This window comes from Klebsiella sp. LTGPAF-6F (genome assembly GCF_001753185.1).
In the GTDB taxonomy this organism is placed as follows: domain Bacteria; phylum Pseudomonadota; class Gammaproteobacteria; order Enterobacterales; family Enterobacteriaceae; genus Klebsiella; species Klebsiella michiganensis.
The window spans coordinates 5,716,277-5,736,218 of sequence record NZ_CP017450.1; the positions used below are offsets into that span (position 1 = coordinate 5,716,277).

A 19,942-nucleotide genomic window follows, 5' to 3' on the forward strand; every position below is an offset into this window, starting at 1 on the left:
ACCTTATTGGATATTAATTACGAAGCGCAAAAAAATTCGCAACTCCTCCCTTGCACAGCGAAATGAAGAACTATGTTGATTCCGTCTAAATTAAGTCGCCCGGTCCGCCTTGAACACACTGTGGTTCGTGAGCGATTGCTGGCGAAACTTTCCGGCGCGAACAATTATCGTCTCGCGTTGGTGACCAGCCCGGCTGGCTACGGTAAGACCACGCTCGTGTCTCAATGGGCGGCGGGGAAAAACGATCTCGGCTGGTTCTCCCTGGATGAAGGCGATAACCAACAGGAGCGTTTTGCCAGCTATCTTATCGCCGCCGTTCAACAGGCAACCGGCGGCCACTGCGCGGCCAGTGAAGCGATGGTGCAAAAACGCCAGTACGCCAGCCTGCCTTCCCTCTTCGCACAACTGTTTATTGAACTGGCCGACTGGCAGCGCCCGCTGTTCCTGGTGATTGATGATTACCATCTGATCAGCAATCCGGTGATTCATGACGCAATGCGTTTCTTCCTCCGCCATCAGCCAGAAAATATGACGCTGGTGGTGCTGTCGCGTAATCTGCCGCAGCTGGGTATCGCCAACCTGCGCGTGCGCGATCAGCTGCTGGAAATCGGCAGCCAGCAGCTGGCTTTTACCCATCAGGAAGCCAAGCAGTTTTTCGACTGTCGTCTCAGTTCGCCCATTGAGGCCGACGACAGCAAAAGGCTGTGCGACGATGTTGCCGGCTGGGCCACCGCGCTACAGCTGATTGCCCTCTCGGCGCGCCAGAACAATACTTCCGCCCACCACTCCGCCCGTCGTCTTGCCGGCATTAACGCCAGCCATCTTTCTGACTACCTGGTCGATGAGGTGCTGGACAACGTGGACCCGCGGACGCGTAATTTCCTGCTGAAAAGTTCGCTACTGCGTTCAATGAACGATGCGCTCATCGTCCGCGTTACCGGCGAAGAGAATGGCCAGATGCAGCTGGAAGAAATTGAACGTCAGGGCTTATTCCTGCAGCGGATGGACGATTCCGGCGAATGGTTCCGCTACCATCCGCTGTTCGGCAACTTCCTGCGCCAGCGCTGCCAGTGGGAGCTGGCGGTTGAGCTACCGGAAATTCACCGTGCGGCGGCAGAAAGCTGGATGGCGCAAGGCTTCCCGAGCGAAGCCATTCATCACGCCCTGGCCGCGGGTGACGCCAAAATGCTGCGCGATATTCTGCTCAACCACGCGTGGGGCATGTTTAACCACAGCGAACTGAGTTTGCTGGAGCAGTCCCTCGCCGCGCTGCCGTGGTCAAACCTGCTGGAAAACCCGCGTTTAATTCTTTTGCAGGCCTGGCTGATGCAGAGCCAGCACCGCTATAGCGAAGTGAATACCCTGCTGGCGCGCGCCGAGCAGGAGATGGATACGGAAATGGACACCGCCATGCACGGGGATTTCAACGCCCTGCGCGCCCAGGTGGCGATCAACGCGGGCGATCAGGACGAAGCCGAGCGCCTGGCGATGGTGGCCCTTGATGAACTGCCGCTGGCCAGCTACTACAGCCGTATCGTTGCCACATCCGTACACGGTGAAGTTCTGCACTGCAAAGGCCAGCTGAGCAAATCGCTGGCGGTCATGCAGCAGACGGAACAGATGGCCCGCCGTCATGACGTCTGGCACTACGCGTTATGGAGCATGATCCAGCAAAGCGAAATCCTCTTTGCGCAGGGGTTCCTGCAGGCCGCCTGGGAAATTCAGGAAAAAGCGTTCCAGCTGATTCGCGAACAGCACCTTGAGCAGCTGCCGATGCACGAGTTCCTGCTGCGGATTCGCTCCCAGCTGCTGTGGGCCTGGGCGCGGCTGGATGAAGCGGAGACCTCCGCGCGCAGCGGCATGAACGTGCTTTCCTCCTATCAGCCGCAGCAGCAGCTGCAGTGCCTGACGCTGATGGTACAGTGCTCGCTGGCGCGGGGCGACCTGGATAACGCCCGCAGCCATTTGAATCGCCTGGAAAACCTGCTTGGCAACGGCCATTACCATAGCGACTGGGTATCCAATGCCGACAAAGTCCGGGTGATCTACTGGCAGATGATCGGCGATAAAGCCGCCGCGGCAAACTGGCTGCGCCAGACGCCAAAACCGGAATTCGCTAACAACCATTTCCTGCAGAGCCAGTGGCGCAATATCGCCCGCGCGCAGATCCTGCTCGGCGATTTTGATTCCGCCGAAATGGTGCTGGAAGAGCTAAACGATAACGCCCGCTCGCTGCGTTTGATGAGCGACCTGAACCGCAACCTGCTGCTGCTCAACCAGCTCTACTGGCAGGCCGGGCGTAAGAGCGAAGCGCAAAAAGCGCTGCTGGAAGCGCTCACCCTCGCTAACCGCACCGGGTTTATTAATCATTTTGTCATTGAAGGCGAAGCGATGGCGCAGCAGCTGCGCCAGCTGATTCAGCTCAATACGCTGCCGGAGCTGGAGCAGCACCGCGCCCAGCGTATTCTGCGCGATATCAACCAGCATCATCGGCATAAGTTCGCCCACTTTGACGAGAGCTTCGTCGAACGGCTGCTGAACCACCCGGAAGTGCCGGAGCTTATCCGCACCAGCCCGCTGACCCAGCGCGAATGGCAGGTCCTGGGACTTATCTATTCCGGCTACAGCAACGAGCAGATTGCCGGTGAGCTGGACGTGGCCGCCACTACGATTAAAACGCATATCCGTAACTTGTATCAGAAGCTGGGCGTGGCGCACCGCCAGGATGCCGTTCAGCATGCCCAGCAGCTGTTGAAAATGATGGGATACGGGGTTTAAGCCGCTATCGGCTCGCTTCAGGCAACATAACCGTTACGTCATCGCCGGCGGCAGGTTTCCCTCCGCCTGACGGCGGAGATAATCCTGTCACTCATCAACACCACGCCATCAATCGCGCGCGTCAGGCGGAGCAACGCTCTGGCATGACCCGGAAATGCTAAAGGTTCAGCACAGCTCCAGCTGAAGGTTGTTATCGGTAATCACCTTCAGTACGCCGGCGGGCGGCATCACATCGGTATAGACCGCATCAACCATGCTGATGCTGCCCATGTTGACCATCGCATTACGGCCAAATTTAGAATGGTCAACGACCAGCATCACGTGGCGGGAGTTTTCAATAATCGCCCGTTTGGTGCGCACTTCGTGGTAGTCAAACTCCAGCAGCGAGCCATCGCTGTCGATACCGCTGATGCCGAGAATGCCGAAATCAAGGCGAAACTGGGAGATAAAGTCCAGGGTGGCCTCACCGATAATACCGCCATCCCGGCTGCGCAGCTCGCCGCCGGCCAGGATAATGCGGAAGTCCTCTTTCACCATCAGCGTATTGGCGACGTTGAGGTTATTGGTGACGATGCGCAGGTCGTTATGGTTAAGCAGCGCGTGGGCCACCGCTTCCGGCGTGGTACCGATATCGATAAACAGCGTCGCGCCATCGGGGATTTCGCTCGCCACCTTGCGGGCGATGCGCTCTTTTTCCTGGGTCTGGGTCGATTTTCTGTCGTGCCAGGACGTATTCACCGAGCTGGACGGTAGCGCAGCGCCGCCGTGATGACGCAGAATCATTTTCTGATCGGCTAAATCATTCAGATCGCGGCGAATGGTCTGCGGGCTGACGGCAAACTGCTCGACAAGCTCTTCGGTACTGACGTATCCCTGTTTTTTTACCAGCTCGATAATCGCGTCATGACGTTGTGTTTGTTTCATGAAATATCCCTGGGAATCTCTACGTTCGTTTTCGCACATTCTGCGTATCAACAAACGCCATCGCCAGCCCGGTCACCAGACCGGCCACGTGCGCACCGTTCGCAATCGACATGCCGAAAACATCAAACCATCCAGCAATTAACCATACTAAAGAGAAGAGTATCAAGCCGCGCTGTAAATAAACGCCGCTCTGCGGATCGCGCTCGCCCCGTAGCCAGACATAGCCCATTAGCGCATAGACTACGCCGGAGAGTCCGCCAAACCACGGGCCGCTGAACTGATGCTGCACAAAGCCGCTCAGCAAAGCGGCGATCACCGTAATCACCACCAGCTTGCCGCTGCCGATGCGCTTTTCTACCGCTCCGCCGAGGTACCACCACCATAGCAGGTTGAACAGAATATGCATCAGCGAGAAGTGCATAAGCGCATGGCTAAAGTAGCGCCAGACTTCAAATTTCAGCGAAGGATCGTAGGGCCAGGCCAGCAGCAGCATGACCGGTTGATCGCCAATGACCGTTTGCAGGACAAAGACGGCGATGCAGGCGAAGAGCACGCCCCAGGTCACCGGCCCGGCGTTATGGCGAAGCGTCGCTAAAAAGGGAAAGCGCTGGTAGTGCAGCCCGCTATTGGTGTGCCCCGACTGCCAGCTGGCGGCGAGGTAACGCGGATCGGCGGGATTTTCCAGAAAGCGGGCCAGTTCGGCCTGTACGCGTCCGGCCTGGGACTCATCAGCCAGCCAGATATCGCTCTGCGTATGCTGCTGAATAGTCAGAATAATGCCCTGCGTCGCCATATAGTCGACAAACGCCTGGGCCACGCGCGGGTTGGCAAAAGAGGTAATCATTAACATGCAGCGGATCGCTTATTCCACACAAAGGGAGATATTATAGCCACAACCGGCGCTAACGCCTAAAGTGCGCCATGCGCGACTTCCGCCGGAAAATGCCGGTGCCAGGCATCAAACCCGCCGTCCACGCTGTAAACCTTGTCGTAACCCTGCTGCAGCAGATACTGCGCGGCGCCTTTGCTGCTATTGCCGTGATAGCACATCACCATGACCGCCGTATCAAAGTCGTTGTCGCGCATAAACGCGCCCAGCGTATCGTTGGTCAGATGGAATGCGCCCGGCGTGTGGCCCATCGCATAGCTTTGCGGGTCGCGAATATCGACCAGCACCGCCGTCTGCTGGTGCATTTTCTGGTGGGCTTCTTCTACGTTAATACATTCAAAGCGATCCATAAGCTCTCTTCTTTATATACGGATATACAGGCAGGCGGCGAAACGCCCTGGATTTTAGCGTCTAGTGTACAGCCTGGCGCTAAATAAACGCCAATATGTTACACGCATCACTCTGAAATGTTTTTTTGATGTTACCAATAGCGCGATTGTTTGCTATATTGAGCGATATCGAACATTTGTGAGCTTAAACGAAAGTGTAAGAGGTGGCGAGCGTGGAAACCAAAGATCTGATTGTGATAGGGGGAGGCATCAACGGTGCCGGTATCGCGGCAGACGCCGCAGGGCGTGGTTTATCCGTACTGATGCTGGAGGCAAGCGACCTTGCCTGCGCCACATCCAGCGCCAGCTCAAAGCTGATTCACGGCGGGCTGCGCTACCTTGAACACTATGAGTTCCGCCTGGTGAGCGAAGCGCTGGCCGAACGCGAAGTGTTGTTGAAAATGGCCCCGCATATCGCCTTCCCGATGCGCTTTCGTTTACCGCATCGCCCGCACCTGCGTCCGGCGTGGATGATCCGCATTGGCCTGTTTATGTACGATCATCTGGGCAAGCGCACCAGCTTACCCGGCTCAACCGGGTTGCGTTTTGGCACAGAACCGGTACTTAAACCTGAAATCGTGCGCGGTTTCGAATATTCCGACTGCTGGGTTGACGATGCGCGTCTGGTGCTGGCCAATGCCCAGATGGTTGTGCGTAAAGGCGGGGAAGTGCGCACGCGGACCCGCGCCATCTCGGCAAAACGTGAAAACGGTTTGTGGATTGTCGAAGCCGAAGATATTGATAGCGGCGAGAAGTTTACCTGGCAGGCGCGCGGTCTGGTTAACGCCACCGGCCCGTGGGTCAAACAGTTCTTCGACGAAGGGATGCATCTGCGCTCGCCGTACGGTATTCGCTTGATCAAGGGCAGCCATATCGTGGTGCCGCGCGTGCACACGCAGAAACAGGCCTACATCCTGCAAAATGAAGATAAACGCATTGTGTTTGTGATCCCGTGGATGGATGAATTTTCCATCATCGGCACCACCGACGTGGAGTATAAAGGCGATCCGAAAGCGGTAGCGATCGACGACAACGAAGTTAACTACCTGCTGAACGTCTATAACGCCCACTTTAAAAAGCCTCTCACGCGGGACGATATCGTCTGGACCTACTCCGGCGTGCGCCCGCTGTGCGACGATGAATCCGACTCGCCGCAGGCGATCACCCGCGATTACACTCTTGATATCCATGATGATAACGGGCAGGCGCCGCTGCTGTCGGTCTTTGGCGGCAAGCTGACCACCTATCGCAAGCTGGCCGAGCACGCGCTGGAGAAACTGACGCCTTACTACAAAGGCATCGGCCCGGCATGGACCAAAACCGCGGTGCTGCCCGGCGGCGATATCGGCAGCGACCGTGACGACTACGCGGCGAAACTGCGCCGCCGCTTTTCGTTTATCAGCGAATCGATGGCCCGCCATTACGCCCGCACCTACGGCAGCAACAGCGAGCTAATCCTTGATAAGGCGACCTCACTGGACGATCTGGGTGAGCATTTCGGCCATGAGTTTTTTGAAGCCGAACTGCGCTATCTGGTTGAGCACGAATGGGTTCGTTCGCTGGATGACGCGATCTGGCGTCGCACTAAACAAGGTATGTGGCTGAATGACGAGCAGCAGGCGCGCATCAGCGAGTGGCTGGCGCAGCACGCGGGAAAGTCTGAGCTGTCGCTGGCGTCGTAACACCGCAAACAGTAACGGGGCCTGCGGGCCCCGTTTTTTATGGCTAATCCGTTACAACCTTACCGGATCGATATGCCAGATATGGTCGGCATACTCTTTAATAGTGCGGTCAGAAGAGAAGTAGCCCATATTGGCGATATTCAGCATCGCTTTATTGGCCCACTCCTCCGGATGACGGTACAGCTCATCCACCTTATCCTGACAATCCACGTAGCTACGGTAATCCGCCAGAACCTGATAGTGGTCGCCGAAGTTAATCAGCGAATCCAGCAGGTCACGGTAGCGTCCCGGCTCCGATGGGCTGAACAGGCCGGTGCCGATCTGCGTCAGCGCCTGGTGCAGCTCTTCATCCTGCTCATAGTAATCACGCGGTTTGTAGCCGTTAGCCCGCAGGGCTTCAACCTCTTCCGCCGTATTACCGAAGATAAAGAAATTATCCGCCCCGACGTGCTCCTGCATCTCAACGTTAGCCCCGTCCAGGGTACCGATGGTTAACGCGCCGTTAAGCGCGAACTTCATGTTGCTGGTACCGGACGCCTCCGTCCCCGCCAGCGAGATCTGCTCGGAGAGATCCGCCGCTGGAATGATCAGCTGCGCGAGGCTTACGCTGTAGTTAGGAATGAACACCACTTTCAGCTTATCGCCAACGTCCGGATCGTTATTCACCACCGCCGCGACGTCATTGATTAAATGAATAATATGCTTCGCCATGTAGTAAGCCGAAGCCGCCTTGCCGGCGAAGATATTCACGCGCGGTACCCACTCGGCGTCGGGATCGGCCTTAATGCGATTGTAGCGGGTGATCACATGCAGCACGTTCATTAGCTGGCGTTTGTACTCGTGAATACGCTTGATCTGCACATCGAACAGGGCTTTCGGGTTGACCACCACGTTAAGCTGCTGGCCGATGTAGTTCGCCAGCCGCTGCTTGTTTTCCAGCTTGGCCTGGCGCACCGCCTGGTTAACCTTCGGATAGTCAATATGCTGCTCCAGCTCCTTCAGCTGGCTTAAATCCGTACGCCAGGTGTGGCCGATATTTTCATCCAGCACTTTCGACAGCGGCGGATTCGCCAGCGCCAGCCAGCGGCGCGGAGTGACGCCGTTCGTGACGTTGGTAAAGCGCATCGGGAAGATTTTGGCAAATTCGGCAAACAGCGACTCGACCATCAGCCGGGAGTGCAGCTCCGACACGCCGTTGACCTTGTGGCTTACCACCACCGCCAGCCACGCCATGCGTACGCGACGCCCGTTAGACTCGTCGATAATCGACGTACGGCCCAGCATCGCCGTATCGTTGGGATACTGCTCCTGCAGGGTCTTCAGGAAGTAGTCGTTAATCTCGAAAATAATCTGCAAATGACGCGGCAGGATTTTACCCAGCATATCGACGGGCCAGGTCTCCAGCGCTTCGCTCATCAGGGTATGGTTGGTATAGGAGAAGACCTGGCAGGTCACCTCGAACGCCTCATCCCAGCTAAACTTATGCTCGTCAATCAGCAGGCGCATCAGCTCCGGAATCGACAGCACCGGGTGCGTGTCGTTGAGGTGAATCGCGATTTTGTCCGCCAGATTGGCGTAGGTTTTATGCAGCTGGTAGTGACGGCTGAGGATATCCTGTACCGTCGCCGACACGAGGAAATACTCCTGGCGCAGGCGCAGCTCGCGCCCGGAATAGGTGGAGTCATCCGGATAGAGCACCCGCGACACGTTCTCGGAGTGGTTTTTATCTTCCACCGCCGCGAAGTAGTCGCCCTGGTTGAATTTACCGAGGTTGATCTCGCTGCTGGCCTGCGCGCTCCACAGACGCAGCGTGTTAGTGGCATCGGTGTCGAAACCCGGGATGATCTGATCGTAAGCTTCGGCAATAATCTCTTCGGTCTCCACCCAGCGGGAATGTTTACCTTCCTGCTGAATGCGGCCGCCGAAGCGCACTTTGTAGCGCGTATTGTGGCGCTCGAACTCCCACGGGTTGCCGTACTCCAGCCAGTAGTCCGGGGACTCTTTCTGCCGCCCGTCGACGATATTCTGCTTAAACATCCCGTAGTCGTAGCGAATACCGTAGCCGCGGCCCGGCAAACCCAGCGCCGCCAGCGAGTCGAGGAAGCAGGCAGCCAGACGACCAAGACCGCCGTTGCCCAGGCCCGGGTCGTTCTCTTCGTCAATCAGCTCTTCAAGATTTAGCCCCATCTCTTCCAGCGCGCTGTTCACGTCCTCATAAATACCGAGCGATAGCAGCGCGTTGGACAAGGTACGGCCAATCAAAAACTCCATCGACAGATAGTAAACCTGGCGCACTTCCTGAGAGAGCTGCGCCCGGTTTGAACGCAGCCAGCGCTCAACCATGCGATCGCGAACGGCGAACAGCGTGGCGTTGAGCCATTCATGTTTGTTAGCGATAGCCGGATCTTTGCCGATGATAAACATCAGCTTATAAGCAATAGAGTGCTTTAACGCCTCAACGCTCAGGGTGGGTGATGAGTAGCTAAAAGGTACATTCATAGCTTTGGCTCCTGGTTACAGCAAGCGTTGATAAAGTTCGCGGTAAGAATTTGCGGCAACCTGCCAGCTAAAATCCATATTCATCGCCTGACGCTGGACGTAGCGCCAGAGCGACGGGCGCGACCACAGGACGAATGTGCGTCGAATAGCCCGCAGCAGCGACAAAGCGTTGCTATCTTCAAAAACAAAGCCGGTAGCCAGACCGTCGGCGAGGTTCTCCAGCGAGCAATCGGACACGGTGTCCGCCAGTCCGCCGGTACGCCGCACCAGCGGTAGCGTGCCGTACTTCAGGCCGTACAGCTGGGTTAAGCCGCACGGTTCAAAACGGCTGGGCACCAGAATCACATCGGCGCCGCCCATAATGCGGTGCGAGAAGGCTTCATGGTAGCCAATCTGTACGCCGACCTTGCCCGGATGCTCGGCCGCGGCGGCCAGGAAGCCCTCCTGCAGCACCGGGTCGCCCGCCCCCAGCAGCGCCAGCTGACCGCCCTGCTCCAGCAGGCCCGGCAGCGCCTCAAGCACCAGGTCCAGCCCCTTCTGGCTGGTCAAACGGCTGACAACGGCAAACAGCGGCGCTTTGTCATCCACCTTCAGCCCCATGGCGATTTGCAGCTGGCGTTTGTTTTCCGCTTTCTCTTCCAGCCGATCGCGATCGTAGCGCGCGGCCAGCAGCAGGTCGCTTTCCGGATTCCAGATATGGTCATCCACCCCGTTGAGGATCCCGGAAAGACGGCCCTCATGCTGCCGCTGACGCAGCAGCCCTTCCATGCCGTAAGCGAACTGCGGCTCGGTGATTTCGCGCGCATAGGTCGGGCTGACCGCCGTAATATGGTCGGCGTAGTAGAGCCCCGCCTTCAGAAAGGAGATCTGGCCGTTAAATTCAAGGCCATGAACGTTGTAGAACGACCACGGCAGCTCAATGTCGTTCATATGCCACGAGTAGAACATCCCCTGGTAGGCCAGGTTATGCACCGTAAAGACCGACTTAGCCGGGTGGCCGCGCGCCGCCAGATAAGCCGGCGTCAGGCCCGCATGCCAGTCGTGGGCGTGAACAACGTCAGGGCGCCAGAAAGGATCCAGGCCGCAGGCCATCTCGCTACCGACCCATCCCAGCAGCGCAAAGCGCAGCACGTTGTCGGTATAGGCGTGCTGATTGGTATCGTGGTAAGGGCTCCCTGGGCGATCGTAGAGATGCGGGGCATCAATCAAATAGATGCCCACGCCGTTAAAGTGACCGAACAGCAAAGTGATGCGCCCGGCAAACGTCTCCCGGCGCGTCACCACCTGCGCATCCGTCACGCCGCGGCGGATATCAGGAAATGCGGGCAGCAGTACGCGCGTGTCGACGCCCCCGGCAATTTGCGCTGCAGGCAGCGCGCCGATCACATCCGCCAGTCCACCGGTTTTTAACAGCGGGAACATCTCTGAACATACATGTAATACCTGCATTAGCGCTCCTGTGGATACCCCAATTTCCGCAGCATGTCGCGGGTGACCAGCACGATACCTTCCTCCGAGCGGTAGAAACGGCGTGCATCCTCTTCCGCGTTCTCCCCAACAACCATACCTTCCGGGATCACGCAGGCGCGGTCAATAATGCAGCGACGCAGGCGGCACGAACGGCCAACCCAAACCTCTGGCAACAAGACTGCCGAATCAATATTACAGAATGAATTCACCCGCACGCGCGGGAACAGCACCGACTGCACAACCACCGAACCGGAGATAATACAGCCGCCTGAAACCAGCGAGTTCAGGGTCATCCCGTGGCTGCCCGAGCGGTCCTGGACGAATTTTGCCGGAGGCAAAGGCTCCATATGGGTGCGAATCGGCCAGTTCTGATCGTACATGTCCAGTTCCGGGGTCACCGAAGCCAGATCGAGGTTGGCTTTCCAGTACGCTTCCAGGGTCCCGACATCACGCCAGTAGGGCTCAGACTGCGGATCGGACTGCACGCAGGAAAGCGGGAAAGGATGTGCATAAGCCATGCCAGCTTTGGTGATTTTCGGAATGATGTCTTTACCAAAATCGTGGCTGGAGCTTTCATCGCTGTCGTCTTCTTCCAGAAGCTCATAAAGGTAATCCGCGTCAAAGACATAGATACCCATACTCGCCAGCGATTTGCTGGCATCGCCCGGCATCGCAGGCGGATTAGCCGGTTTTTCGACGAAATCGATAATCTTATCGCTCTCGTCCACCGCCATGACCCCGAACGCCCGTGCTTCTTCAATAGGCACCGGCATACAGGCCACGGTGCAACGCGCGCCTTTTTCGACGTGATCGATAAGCATGCGCGAGTAGTCTTGTTTGTAAATATGGTCGCCCGCGAGGATAACGACGTACTCCGCCTTGTAACGACGAATGATGTCGAGGTTCTGCGTCACCGCATCCGCCGTGCCGCGATACCAGTTTTCCCCCTGCATCCTTTGCTGGGCGGGCAGCAGGTCAACAAACTCGTTCATCTCTTCATTGAAGAACGACCAACCGCGCTGGATATGCTGCACCAGCGTATGCGATTGATACTGGGTGATGACGCCGATGCGTCGAATGCCTGAGTTAATACAGTTAGATAACGCAAAATCGATAATGCGGAACTTGCCGCCGAAATGGACAGCAGGTTTCGCGCGTTTATTGGTCAGATCCTTCAGACGGGTACCACGTCCCCCGGCAAGGATCAGCGCAACGGATTTGATCGGCAACTGACGCGCCAGCATCAATGGATCGTTCTTTTCTACCCCAACCATAATTAACTCCTTTTTTACTCCCCAGCTTGCCTGCCCTTCTCGTCGCGCCGCCGCTTCGAGACCAACCGGAAGCCCCGAGGTTACGACCTTTGAAATACGCACACTCCGTGCGCGGGCCCATGCCAGACAGCTATAGTGACCGGATTATCCTCTCCGGCGAAAGGTGGAATGGCGCGCCATTCCCCCGCGGGTAAAACCATCTCTGCCACCTCGGCGGTGGCGTTGAGCGCTATCAGCCAGCGATCGGACAATATGATCTGCATACGCGGCGCACCGTGCTGCCATTCATCGGCGGACAGCGGCTGCGCATGTTGGTTTAACCAGCGAACGCTGCCGTCTCCCTCCTGCCACCAGCGATTCTCGGTTAAAGCCGGAACGCGCTGGCGCAGATGAATCAACGCGGCGGTGAACGCGGTCAGCCCGCGGTTAGTATGGTTCCAGTCCAGCCAGGTCAACGCATTGTCCTGACAGTAAGCATTGTTGTTGCCATGCTGGCTGTGACCGTGTTCGTCACCCGCCAGCAGCATCGGCGTTCCCTGCGCCAGCAGTAGCGTCGCCAGAAGAGCGTGAACGCTGGCACGGCGCCGTTCAATCACGGCAAGACTCCCTTCTAATCCTTCTATACCATGATTGTTGCTGTAGTTATTGTTAGTCCCATCGCGATTCTCCTCCCCGTTTGCCTCATTATGTTTCTGATTGAAACAAACGCAGTCGCGCAGGGTGAAACCATCGTGCGCGGTGACCAGGTTAACCGCCGCCGAAGGCGCTCTGCCGTTACGCTGAAAAACGTCGCTGGATGCGGCAAAACGCTGAGCGAAGTCGCCCAGCGAGACGTTCTGCTGCAGCCAGAATCGACGCGCGGTATCGCGGAAATGGTCGTTCCACTCGGCGAACAGCGGCGGAAAGTTACCCACCTGGTAGCCGCCCGGGCCGATATCCCAGGGTTCCGCGATCAGCTTGACCTCAGCCAGACGCGGGTCGTTACGGATGGCCTCAAACAGCGGCGCATCCTGACGAAACGCCGGCGTCCGCCCCATCACCGAGGCGAGGTCGAAACGAAAGCCGTCGACGTGGCACTCGTCAACCCAAAAGCGCAGGCACTGGCGGGCATACTCCACCACGCCGGGGTGGCTGAGGTTGAGGGTGTTCCCGCAGCCGGTCCAGTTGTGGTAATCGCCGTCTTCCCTGATCCAATAATAGCTACGGTTATCGATTCCGCGCAGGGAGAAGGTCGGCCCTTCCAGGTCTATCTCCGCGCTATGGTTCAGCACCACGTCAAGGATCACTTCGATGCCCGCCGCATGTAGCGCTTTTACCGCATCGCGAAACTCGTTTAACGCCTGCTCCGGCGCGCTGGCGTAGCGCGTGTCGAGGGCGAAAATCGCCAGCGGGTTGTAGCCCCAATAGTTGCTTAACCCCATCCGCTGAAGGCGCGGTTCGCTGGCGAACTGCGCCACCGGCATTAACTCTAGTGCAGTAATGCCCAGCATGCGGAAGTAATCGATCATCACCGGATGACCAAGCGCTTTATAGGTGCCGCGGATATTCTCCGGCAGATCGGGGTGCAGATACGTCAGCCCCTTGACGTGGGCTTCATAAATCACCGTCTGGCCCCACGGCGTGCGCGGCGGCTTATCGCCGCGCCAGTCGTAATGCAGGTCGATCACCCGCGACTTCGGCGCTATCGCCGCGCTGTCGCGACGATCGGGAACGCGATCGCCGCCGTGGAGACGTTCATCGTCAGGCAACCCGCCGTCTACCTGATGGCAGCAGGGGTCAAGCAGCAGCTTCGCCGAGTTGAAGCGGTGCCCTTGCGCTGGGTCCCAGGGCCCGTGGACGCGGTAGCCGTAGCGCAGGCCAGGACCGACATCGGCGAGCCAGCCGTGCCAGATATCGCCGCTGCGCGCGGGCAGGTCGACGCGTCGCTCATTGCCCTGCTCGTCAAACACGCAGAGTTCCACCCGCTCCGCATGGGCGGAAAAGAGCGCGAAATTCACGCCCTTACCGTCGTAGCTGGCCCCTAAAGGCGCGGGCTTTCCTGCCGTGAGTGCGATCATTGCGCCTCCCGCACCAGCCACACCGTCGCCAGCGGCGGCAGCGTAATGGAGAGGGAGTGTTCACGACCGTGGCTGGCGATCGGGTCGCTCTCAACGACGCCGCCGTTGCCGGTGTTGCTGCCGTGGTAATGCATGGAGTCGGTGTTGAGCTCTTCACGCCAGCGGCCGGGCTGGTTGATGCCAAAGCGATACTCATGACGCGGGACCGGGGTGAAGTTGCTGGCGACGATAATTTCATTGCCCGCCCTGTCGCGACGAACAAAGATAAATACCGAACGCTCATGGTCGTCCACCACCAGCCATTCGAAGCCGTAGGGATCGAAATCCAGCTCGTGCAGCGCTTTATGGTGACGATAGGTATGGTTGAGGTCGCGCACCAGCCGCTGGACGCCGTGGTGCCAGTTATCGCCGCCTTCCAGCAGATGCCAGTCGAGGCTTGCGTCGTGGTTCCATTCGCGCCCCTGAGCAAACTCATTGCCCATAAACAGCAGCTTTTTACCCGGGAAGGCAAACAGCCAGCCGTAGTAGGCGCGCAGGTTAGCGAACTTCTGCCAGGCGTCGCCCGGCATGCGGTCGAGTATCGATTTTTTGCCGTGCACCACTTCATCATGAGAGAGCGGCAGGACAAAGTTTTCGGTGTAGTTGTAGAGCATACCGAAGGTCATCTTGTCGTGATGATGACGGCGATGCACCGGGTCCAGCTTCATGTAGTCGAGGGTGTCGTGCATCCAGCCGAGGTTCCACTTGAACCAGAAACCCAGCCCGCCGGTGGAGGAAGGACGGGAAACGCCGGGAAAATCGGTCGACTCTTCCGCCATGGTTACCGCGCCCGGCGTCTGTTCGCCCAGCACGCGGTTGGTATTGCGCAGAAACTCAATCGCTTCAAGGTTTTCCCGACCGCCGAATTCGTTCGGCACCCACTCGCCCTGCTTGCGGCTGTAATCGCGATAAATCATCGACGCCACCGCATCAACCCGCAGCGCGTCAATGCCGAAGCGTTCGATCCAGTACAGCGCATTGCCGACCAGGTAATTGCTGACCTCGCGGCGGCCGTAGTTGTAAATCAGGGTGTTCCAGTCCTGATGGTAGCCTTCGCGCGGGTCGCTGTGTTCATACAGCGAGGTGCCGTCAAACGAGGCGAGCGCAAAATCATCCGCCGGAAAATGGCCAGGCACCCAATCCAGAATAACGTTAAGCCCCGCGGCGTGCGCGGCGTTGATAAAGTAGCGGAAATCCTCCCGGGTACCGAAGCGACGGGTGGGCGCGTACAGCCCGGTCGGCTGATAGCCCCAGCTGCCGTCAAACGGATGCTCGTTAACCGGCAGCAGTTCGAGGTGGGTAAAGCCCATCCATTTGGCATACGGGACCAGCTGGTCGGCAAGCTCGCGATAGCTCAGCCAGAAGTTATTATCGGTGTGGCGGCGCCAGGAGCCGAGATGTACTTCATAAATCGAGATCGGCGCATCAAACTGGTTAGCCTGCTTGCGCTCCGGCGGCTGTGCGACCTTTTCCGGCAGCCCGCAGATGAGCGAGGCGCTCTCCGGGCGCATTTGCGCTTCAAAAGCGTAAGGGTCGGACTTCACCCGCAGGTTGCCGTGGGCATCGATAAGCTCGAATTTATACAGCTGGCCGTTCAGCGCGCCGGGAACAAACAGCTCCCAGATGCCGGACTCTTTACGCAGGCGCATCGGGTGGCGGCGGCCGTCCCAGTAGTTAAACTGGCCGACGACCGATACCCGGCGGGCATTCGGCGCCCATACGGAGAAACGCGTACCGACCACGCCGTCCATGGTATCGGCATGCGCGCCCAGCGTTTCATAAGGACGCAGATGCGTGCCTTCCGACAGCAGCCAGACATCAAGATCCTGCAGCAGCGGACCAAAACGGTACGGGTCATCAATCAGGTTCTGCTGCCCGTGCCAGGTGACGGCCAGCTGATAGCGAAAAGGATTTTTACGACGCGGCAGAACGCCGCTGAAGAAACCGCGCGAGTCGAGGCATTCCAGCTTGCCGACTTTGCGTCCGGTTTTTGGTTCAATGACCCACACATCGGTGGCATCGGGTAATAATGCACGAACTTCCAGCCCGGCGTCGGTGTAATGCATGCCAAGCACGGAAAAAGGATCCGCAAAATGGCCGGCGATAAGCGCATTAATCACGTCCTTATCAATACGATTAGACATGGTTTCATCCTGTTGTAGGTGTCGCCCTTTCCTGTATCCGGCGACTTTTTTTTGACCTGAACGGCGCAGCACGTTATGCGTCCCCCTGCTCCGTCCCACCTTCAGGTAAGGAGACATCGTGACTCCTTACTTAAAGCATAGCCAAGGCTGAGTTACCTCCGTTGGGAAAAATCTAACATTCGCGTTTACTCCTTGTATTACGCAAAAAAAAGGGGTGTTTCAACACCCCTTTTCTCATCTTGTGACGACTACGCCAGCTGTCTTAGCATGCGGCGGAGCGGCTCGGCGGCCCCCCACAGCAGCTGGTCACCAACGGTGAAGGCCGACAGATACTCCGGCCCCATGTTCAGTTTACGCAGGCGACCCACCGGGGTGGTAAGGGTGCCGGTAACGGCAGCCGGAGTCAGCTCACGCATGGTGATATCACGATCGTTCGGTACCACTTTGGCCCACGGGTTATGCGCGGCCAGCAGTTCCTCAACGGTCGGAATAGAAACATCTTTTTTCAGCTTGATGGTGAACGCCTGGCTATGGCAGCGCAGCGCGCCAACGCGAACGCACAGGCCGTCTACCGGAATCGGTGAGGCGGTCGCGAGAATTTTGTTGGTCTCCGCCTGGCCTTTCCACTCTTCACGGCTCTGGCCGTTATCCAGCTGTTTGTCGATCCATGGGATCAGGCTGCCCGCCAGAGGAACGCCAAAGTTGTCTACCGCCAGCTCGCCGCTGCGGGTCAACGAGGTGACCTTGCGTTCAATATCCAGGATCGCGGAAGCCGGATCCGCCAGCTCAGCCGCAACATGGCTGTGCAGCTGGCCCATCTGGGTCAGCAGCTCGCGCATATGCCGCGCACCGCCGCCGGAAGCCGCCTGATAAGTCGCCACGCTAACCCACTCAACCAGATCCTGAGCAAACAGGCCGCCGAGAGACATCAGCATCAGGCTGACGGTACAGTTGCCGCCGACAAAGGTTTTAACGCCGTTGTTCAGACCTGCGGTGATAACGTCCTGGTTCACCGGGTCGAGAATGATGATGGCGTCGTCTTTCATGCGCAGCGAAGAGGCGGCGTCAATCCAGTAGCCCTGCCAGCCGCTTTCACGCAGCTTCGGGTAAATATCGTTGGTGTAATCGCCGCCCTGACACGTGACAATAATGTCCAGCGCCTTCAGTGCTTCCAGATCGAATGCATCCTGAAGCGTGCCACCGGTACTGCCACCAAAAGATGGAGCAGGCTGCCCCAGCTGGGAGGTGGAGAAAAAAACAGGGCGAATGGCATCAAAATCGCGCTCTTCAACCATGCGTTGCATGAGGACAGAGCCGACCATTCCGCGCCAGCCGATAAAACCAACATTTTTCATAACGTATTCCTGCGAGGTGTGTGCTGTTTGTTCCAGGCCAGTTTCCTACTGGTTAGTCCTTCACATTACAAAATGCAGCTAAAGTCGCAAGTGAAATTAATCAATGATTGCCAGGCAATCAGTAACGTAACTAATTTTGCATAGCGGCAGCCGTCGCTGGCCCCCCGGAATACCCTAATAATTATCAGGGAATTTATATCGCGAAGGAAATATTTTCCGCCGCTATTTTATTGATCAGGATTATGGATTACGGCAGAAATTCGGTTGCTTTACTCTTGCTAACCTAACCGGTTAAAGCCAGGCGTGGCGCGGCTTTGTGAGCCGTATGACGTTTATCGTATTTCTGATAGTGGCAGATCGGGAGAGGGGTAAAGCTAAGGGTTTTCGATATAAGTAGAGCGGAAGAATTAACCCGGCATCGCCTCGCTCCGCCGGGTGTTTCACTTTGTCTTTTAACTCAACAGCGTAAACGCAATCATGCCGACAATCGCCCCGACGGTGCCGAGGATGGTTTCCATCATCGTCCAGGTCTTCAGCGTTTGCGCTTCGGTCGCGCCGGTAAACTTACCGAACAGCCAGAAGCCCGCGTCGTTAACGTGGCTGACGACAATAGAGCCGCCGGCGATGCAGATAGAGAGCGCCGCCATCTGCGCGCCGCTGTAGTGCAGCTGTTCGATAACCGGCATCACCAGCCCAACGGCCGTCAGACAGGCAACGGTCGCGGAGCCCTGAATAATACGCACCGCCGCCGCCAGCACGAAGCAGGTGATGGCAATCGGCAGGCCCATACCGGTCAACGCTTCGCCGAGGGCAGGACCGACGCCAGAGTCGACCAGCACCTGTTTGAACACGCCGCCCGCACCGATGACCAGCAGGATAATTCCCGCAGGCTGGAGCGCATGACCGCAAATCTCCATCACCCGATCTTTGGCCATCCCCTGACGTACCGCCAGGCCATAGATAGCCACCAGGCACGCCACCAGAATCGCGGTAAACGGATGGCCGATAAACTCAAACCATTCGTAGGCGGTAGAGCCTTCCGGCACAAAGCGCGCGGCGATGGTTTTCAGACCAACCAGCACCAGCGGCAGCAGAATCAGCGACAGGCTGAAGCCGAATGACGGCATTTTGCCTTCGCCGAGGTGCGGCTCGCTAATATCGTCCGGAATATGCAGCTCAACGTAACGGCTGATAAAGTTACCCCACAGCGGTCCGGCGATAATCATCCCCGGGATCGCGGCGCACAGGCCAATCAGGATCATCCAGCCAAAGTCGGCGTGCATCTGCGAGGCCAGCAGCATCGGCGCGGGCCCCGGCAGCAGGAACGCGGCCGCAGCGGCTACGCCAGCAAACAGCGGGATCACCAGCTTCACCAGGTTGGTGCCGGTGTGGCGCGCCATTGAGAAAGCCACGCTGATCAGCAGCACGATCGCCACTTCGAAAAACAGCGGCAGCGCGCAGATAAGTCCGGCCAGGCCTATCGCATAGTGGGCGCGATTGTGGCCGAAAGATTTCAGCATCTTAACGGCAATCTGGTCGACCGCGCCGGTTTCATGCAGGATCTTACCGAACATAGCCCCCAGCGCGACGACGATAGCCAGAAAGCCCAGCGTGCCGCCCATGCCTTTTTCCATCGTCGCCGCGATCTTGTCCAACGGCATTCCGGAAAAAAGCCCTGCTCCAATAGAAACCACCATCAAAGCCACGAAGGCATGCATACGCGCCTTCATCACTAAAAACAGCAGCAGCAAAACGGAGCCGACTGCTGTTAAAACAAGCGTTAATGTACTCACTATTTACTGCCTTTGTTGATCACCTCAATGGTGCTGGCGACCACGCCTTCCAATGACTGGTCGATATCGACGATTAAAACATCGTTTTCATCCGCGCCCGGTTCCTGCAGCGTTTCAAACTGCGTGACCAGCATCTGGGTTTTAAAGAAGTGGCCTTTACGCGCCTTCAGACGTTGTTCGATAACCGCGAAGTCGCCTTTCAGGTAGATAAATGAGAGGTTCGGGTTACCTTTACGCAGGATGTCGCGGTAGCTCTTTTTCAGCGCGGAGCAGACAATCAGCGACACTTTATTGGTACGCTGCATGGCAAACGCGGCATCGTTCAGCGCCTGCAGCCACGGGGTGCGGTCATCGTCATTTAACGGTTCGCCGGAAGCCATCTTGTTGATGTTGCTGCGCGGATGCAGAAAGTCGCCGTCGAGAAACGCGGCGTGCAGTTGATGCGCCACTTCGCTGGCGACAGCGGATTTGCCGCTGCCGGAAACGCCCATCAGGACATAGATGTGGTGATCATGGTTAGTCGTGCTCAAAGCTTCCTCCCACTGGACACATACGCGCAGCCTGGCAGCGTTTAACGGCGTGGAATACTGGCGTACAGGTTAATTGTTACGGGTAACTGTTATCGGTAACATTGTCATGCCGGAGTTGT

Annotated in this window: 13 protein-coding genes; 2 read left to right on the plus strand and 11 right to left on the minus strand. The window is 57.6% G+C overall.

Annotation, left to right across the window (positions count from 1 at the left end):
* Window positions 1-72 precede the first annotated feature (72 nt).
* Window positions 73-2,778 carry an HTH-type transcriptional regulator MalT gene (gene malT, locus BJF97_RS26875; protein WP_014227069.1) on the plus strand — a complete coding sequence of 902 codons (2,706 nt, stop codon included), beginning with the start codon at window positions 73-75 and terminating at the stop codon, window positions 2,776-2,778.
* Between the two features lie 165 nt (window positions 2,779-2,943).
* Here malT and BJF97_RS26880 read toward each other — a convergent pair whose 3' ends face one another.
* The 3 genes from BJF97_RS26880 to glpE are packed head-to-tail and all read right to left on the minus strand — an operon-like array spanning window position 2,944 to window position 4,941.
* Window positions 2,944-3,702 carry a DeoR/GlpR family transcriptional regulator gene (locus BJF97_RS26880; protein ID WP_004106478.1) on the minus strand — a complete coding sequence of 253 codons (759 nt, stop codon included), beginning with the start codon at window positions 3,700-3,702 and terminating at the stop codon, window positions 2,944-2,946.
* 19 nt (window positions 3,703-3,721) lie between these two features.
* Complete coding sequence (glpG, locus tag BJF97_RS26885; RefSeq protein ID WP_014227070.1) at window positions 3,722-4,552, minus strand: rhomboid family intramembrane serine protease GlpG; 831 nt, start codon at window positions 4,550-4,552, stop codon at window positions 3,722-3,724.
* A 59-nt stretch (window positions 4,553-4,611) separates the two neighbouring features.
* Entirely contained in the window at window positions 4,612-4,941 is a 330-nt protein-coding gene (glpE, locus tag BJF97_RS26890) for a thiosulfate sulfurtransferase GlpE (protein ID WP_004126086.1), read from the minus strand.
* 212 nt (window positions 4,942-5,153) lie between these two features.
* Here glpE and glpD point away from each other — a divergent pair, with 212 nt between their 5' ends.
* Window positions 5,154-6,662, plus strand: coding sequence for a glycerol-3-phosphate dehydrogenase (glpD, locus tag BJF97_RS26895; RefSeq protein WP_032694238.1), 1,509 nt, complete (start codon window positions 5,154-5,156; stop codon window positions 6,660-6,662).
* Between the two features lie 51 nt (window positions 6,663-6,713).
* Here glpD and glgP read toward each other — a convergent pair whose 3' ends face one another.
* From glgP to gntK, 8 genes are all read right to left on the minus strand, one after another.
* Complete coding sequence (gene glgP / locus BJF97_RS26900; RefSeq protein WP_014227071.1) at window positions 6,714-9,161, minus strand: glycogen phosphorylase; 2,448 nt, start codon at window positions 9,159-9,161, stop codon at window positions 6,714-6,716.
* Between the two features lie 15 nt (window positions 9,162-9,176).
* A complete protein-coding gene (gene glgA / locus BJF97_RS26905; protein WP_004854984.1) occupies window positions 9,177-10,610 on the minus strand; it encodes a glycogen synthase GlgA in 1,434 nt (477 codons plus the stop codon).
* Window positions 10,610-11,905 carry a glucose-1-phosphate adenylyltransferase gene (glgC, locus tag BJF97_RS26910; protein WP_004106488.1) on the minus strand — a complete coding sequence of 432 codons (1,296 nt, stop codon included), beginning with the start codon at window positions 11,903-11,905 and terminating at the stop codon, window positions 10,610-10,612. The genes glgA and glgC overlap by 1 nt, the downstream gene beginning before the upstream one ends.
* An 80-nt stretch (window positions 11,906-11,985) precedes the next feature.
* A complete protein-coding gene (gene glgX / locus BJF97_RS26915; protein ID WP_032694237.1) occupies window positions 11,986-13,962 on the minus strand; it encodes a glycogen debranching protein GlgX in 1,977 nt (658 codons plus the stop codon).
* Window positions 13,959-16,145 carry a 1,4-alpha-glucan branching enzyme gene (gene glgB / locus BJF97_RS26920; RefSeq protein ID WP_014227074.1) on the minus strand — a complete coding sequence of 729 codons (2,187 nt, stop codon included), beginning with the start codon at window positions 16,143-16,145 and terminating at the stop codon, window positions 13,959-13,961. Before glgB ends, glgX begins: the two co-directional genes overlap by 4 nt.
* Before the next feature lie 248 nt (window positions 16,146-16,393).
* Window positions 16,394-17,500 (minus strand): aspartate-semialdehyde dehydrogenase, encoded by a 1,107-nt coding sequence (gene asd / locus BJF97_RS26925; RefSeq protein ID WP_004854992.1) that lies wholly within the window; start codon window positions 17,498-17,500, stop codon window positions 16,394-16,396.
* 452 nt (window positions 17,501-17,952) lie between these two features.
* On the minus strand, window positions 17,953-19,293 hold the full coding sequence (gntU, locus tag BJF97_RS26930) for a gluconate transporter (RefSeq protein WP_014227075.1): 1,341 nt from the start codon (window positions 19,291-19,293) through the stop codon (window positions 17,953-17,955).
* Window positions 19,293-19,823, minus strand: coding sequence for a gluconokinase (gene gntK, locus BJF97_RS26935; protein WP_032694236.1), 531 nt, complete (start codon window positions 19,821-19,823; stop codon window positions 19,293-19,295). The genes gntU and gntK overlap by 1 nt, the downstream gene beginning before the upstream one ends.
* Window positions 19,824-19,942 lie beyond the last annotated feature (119 nt).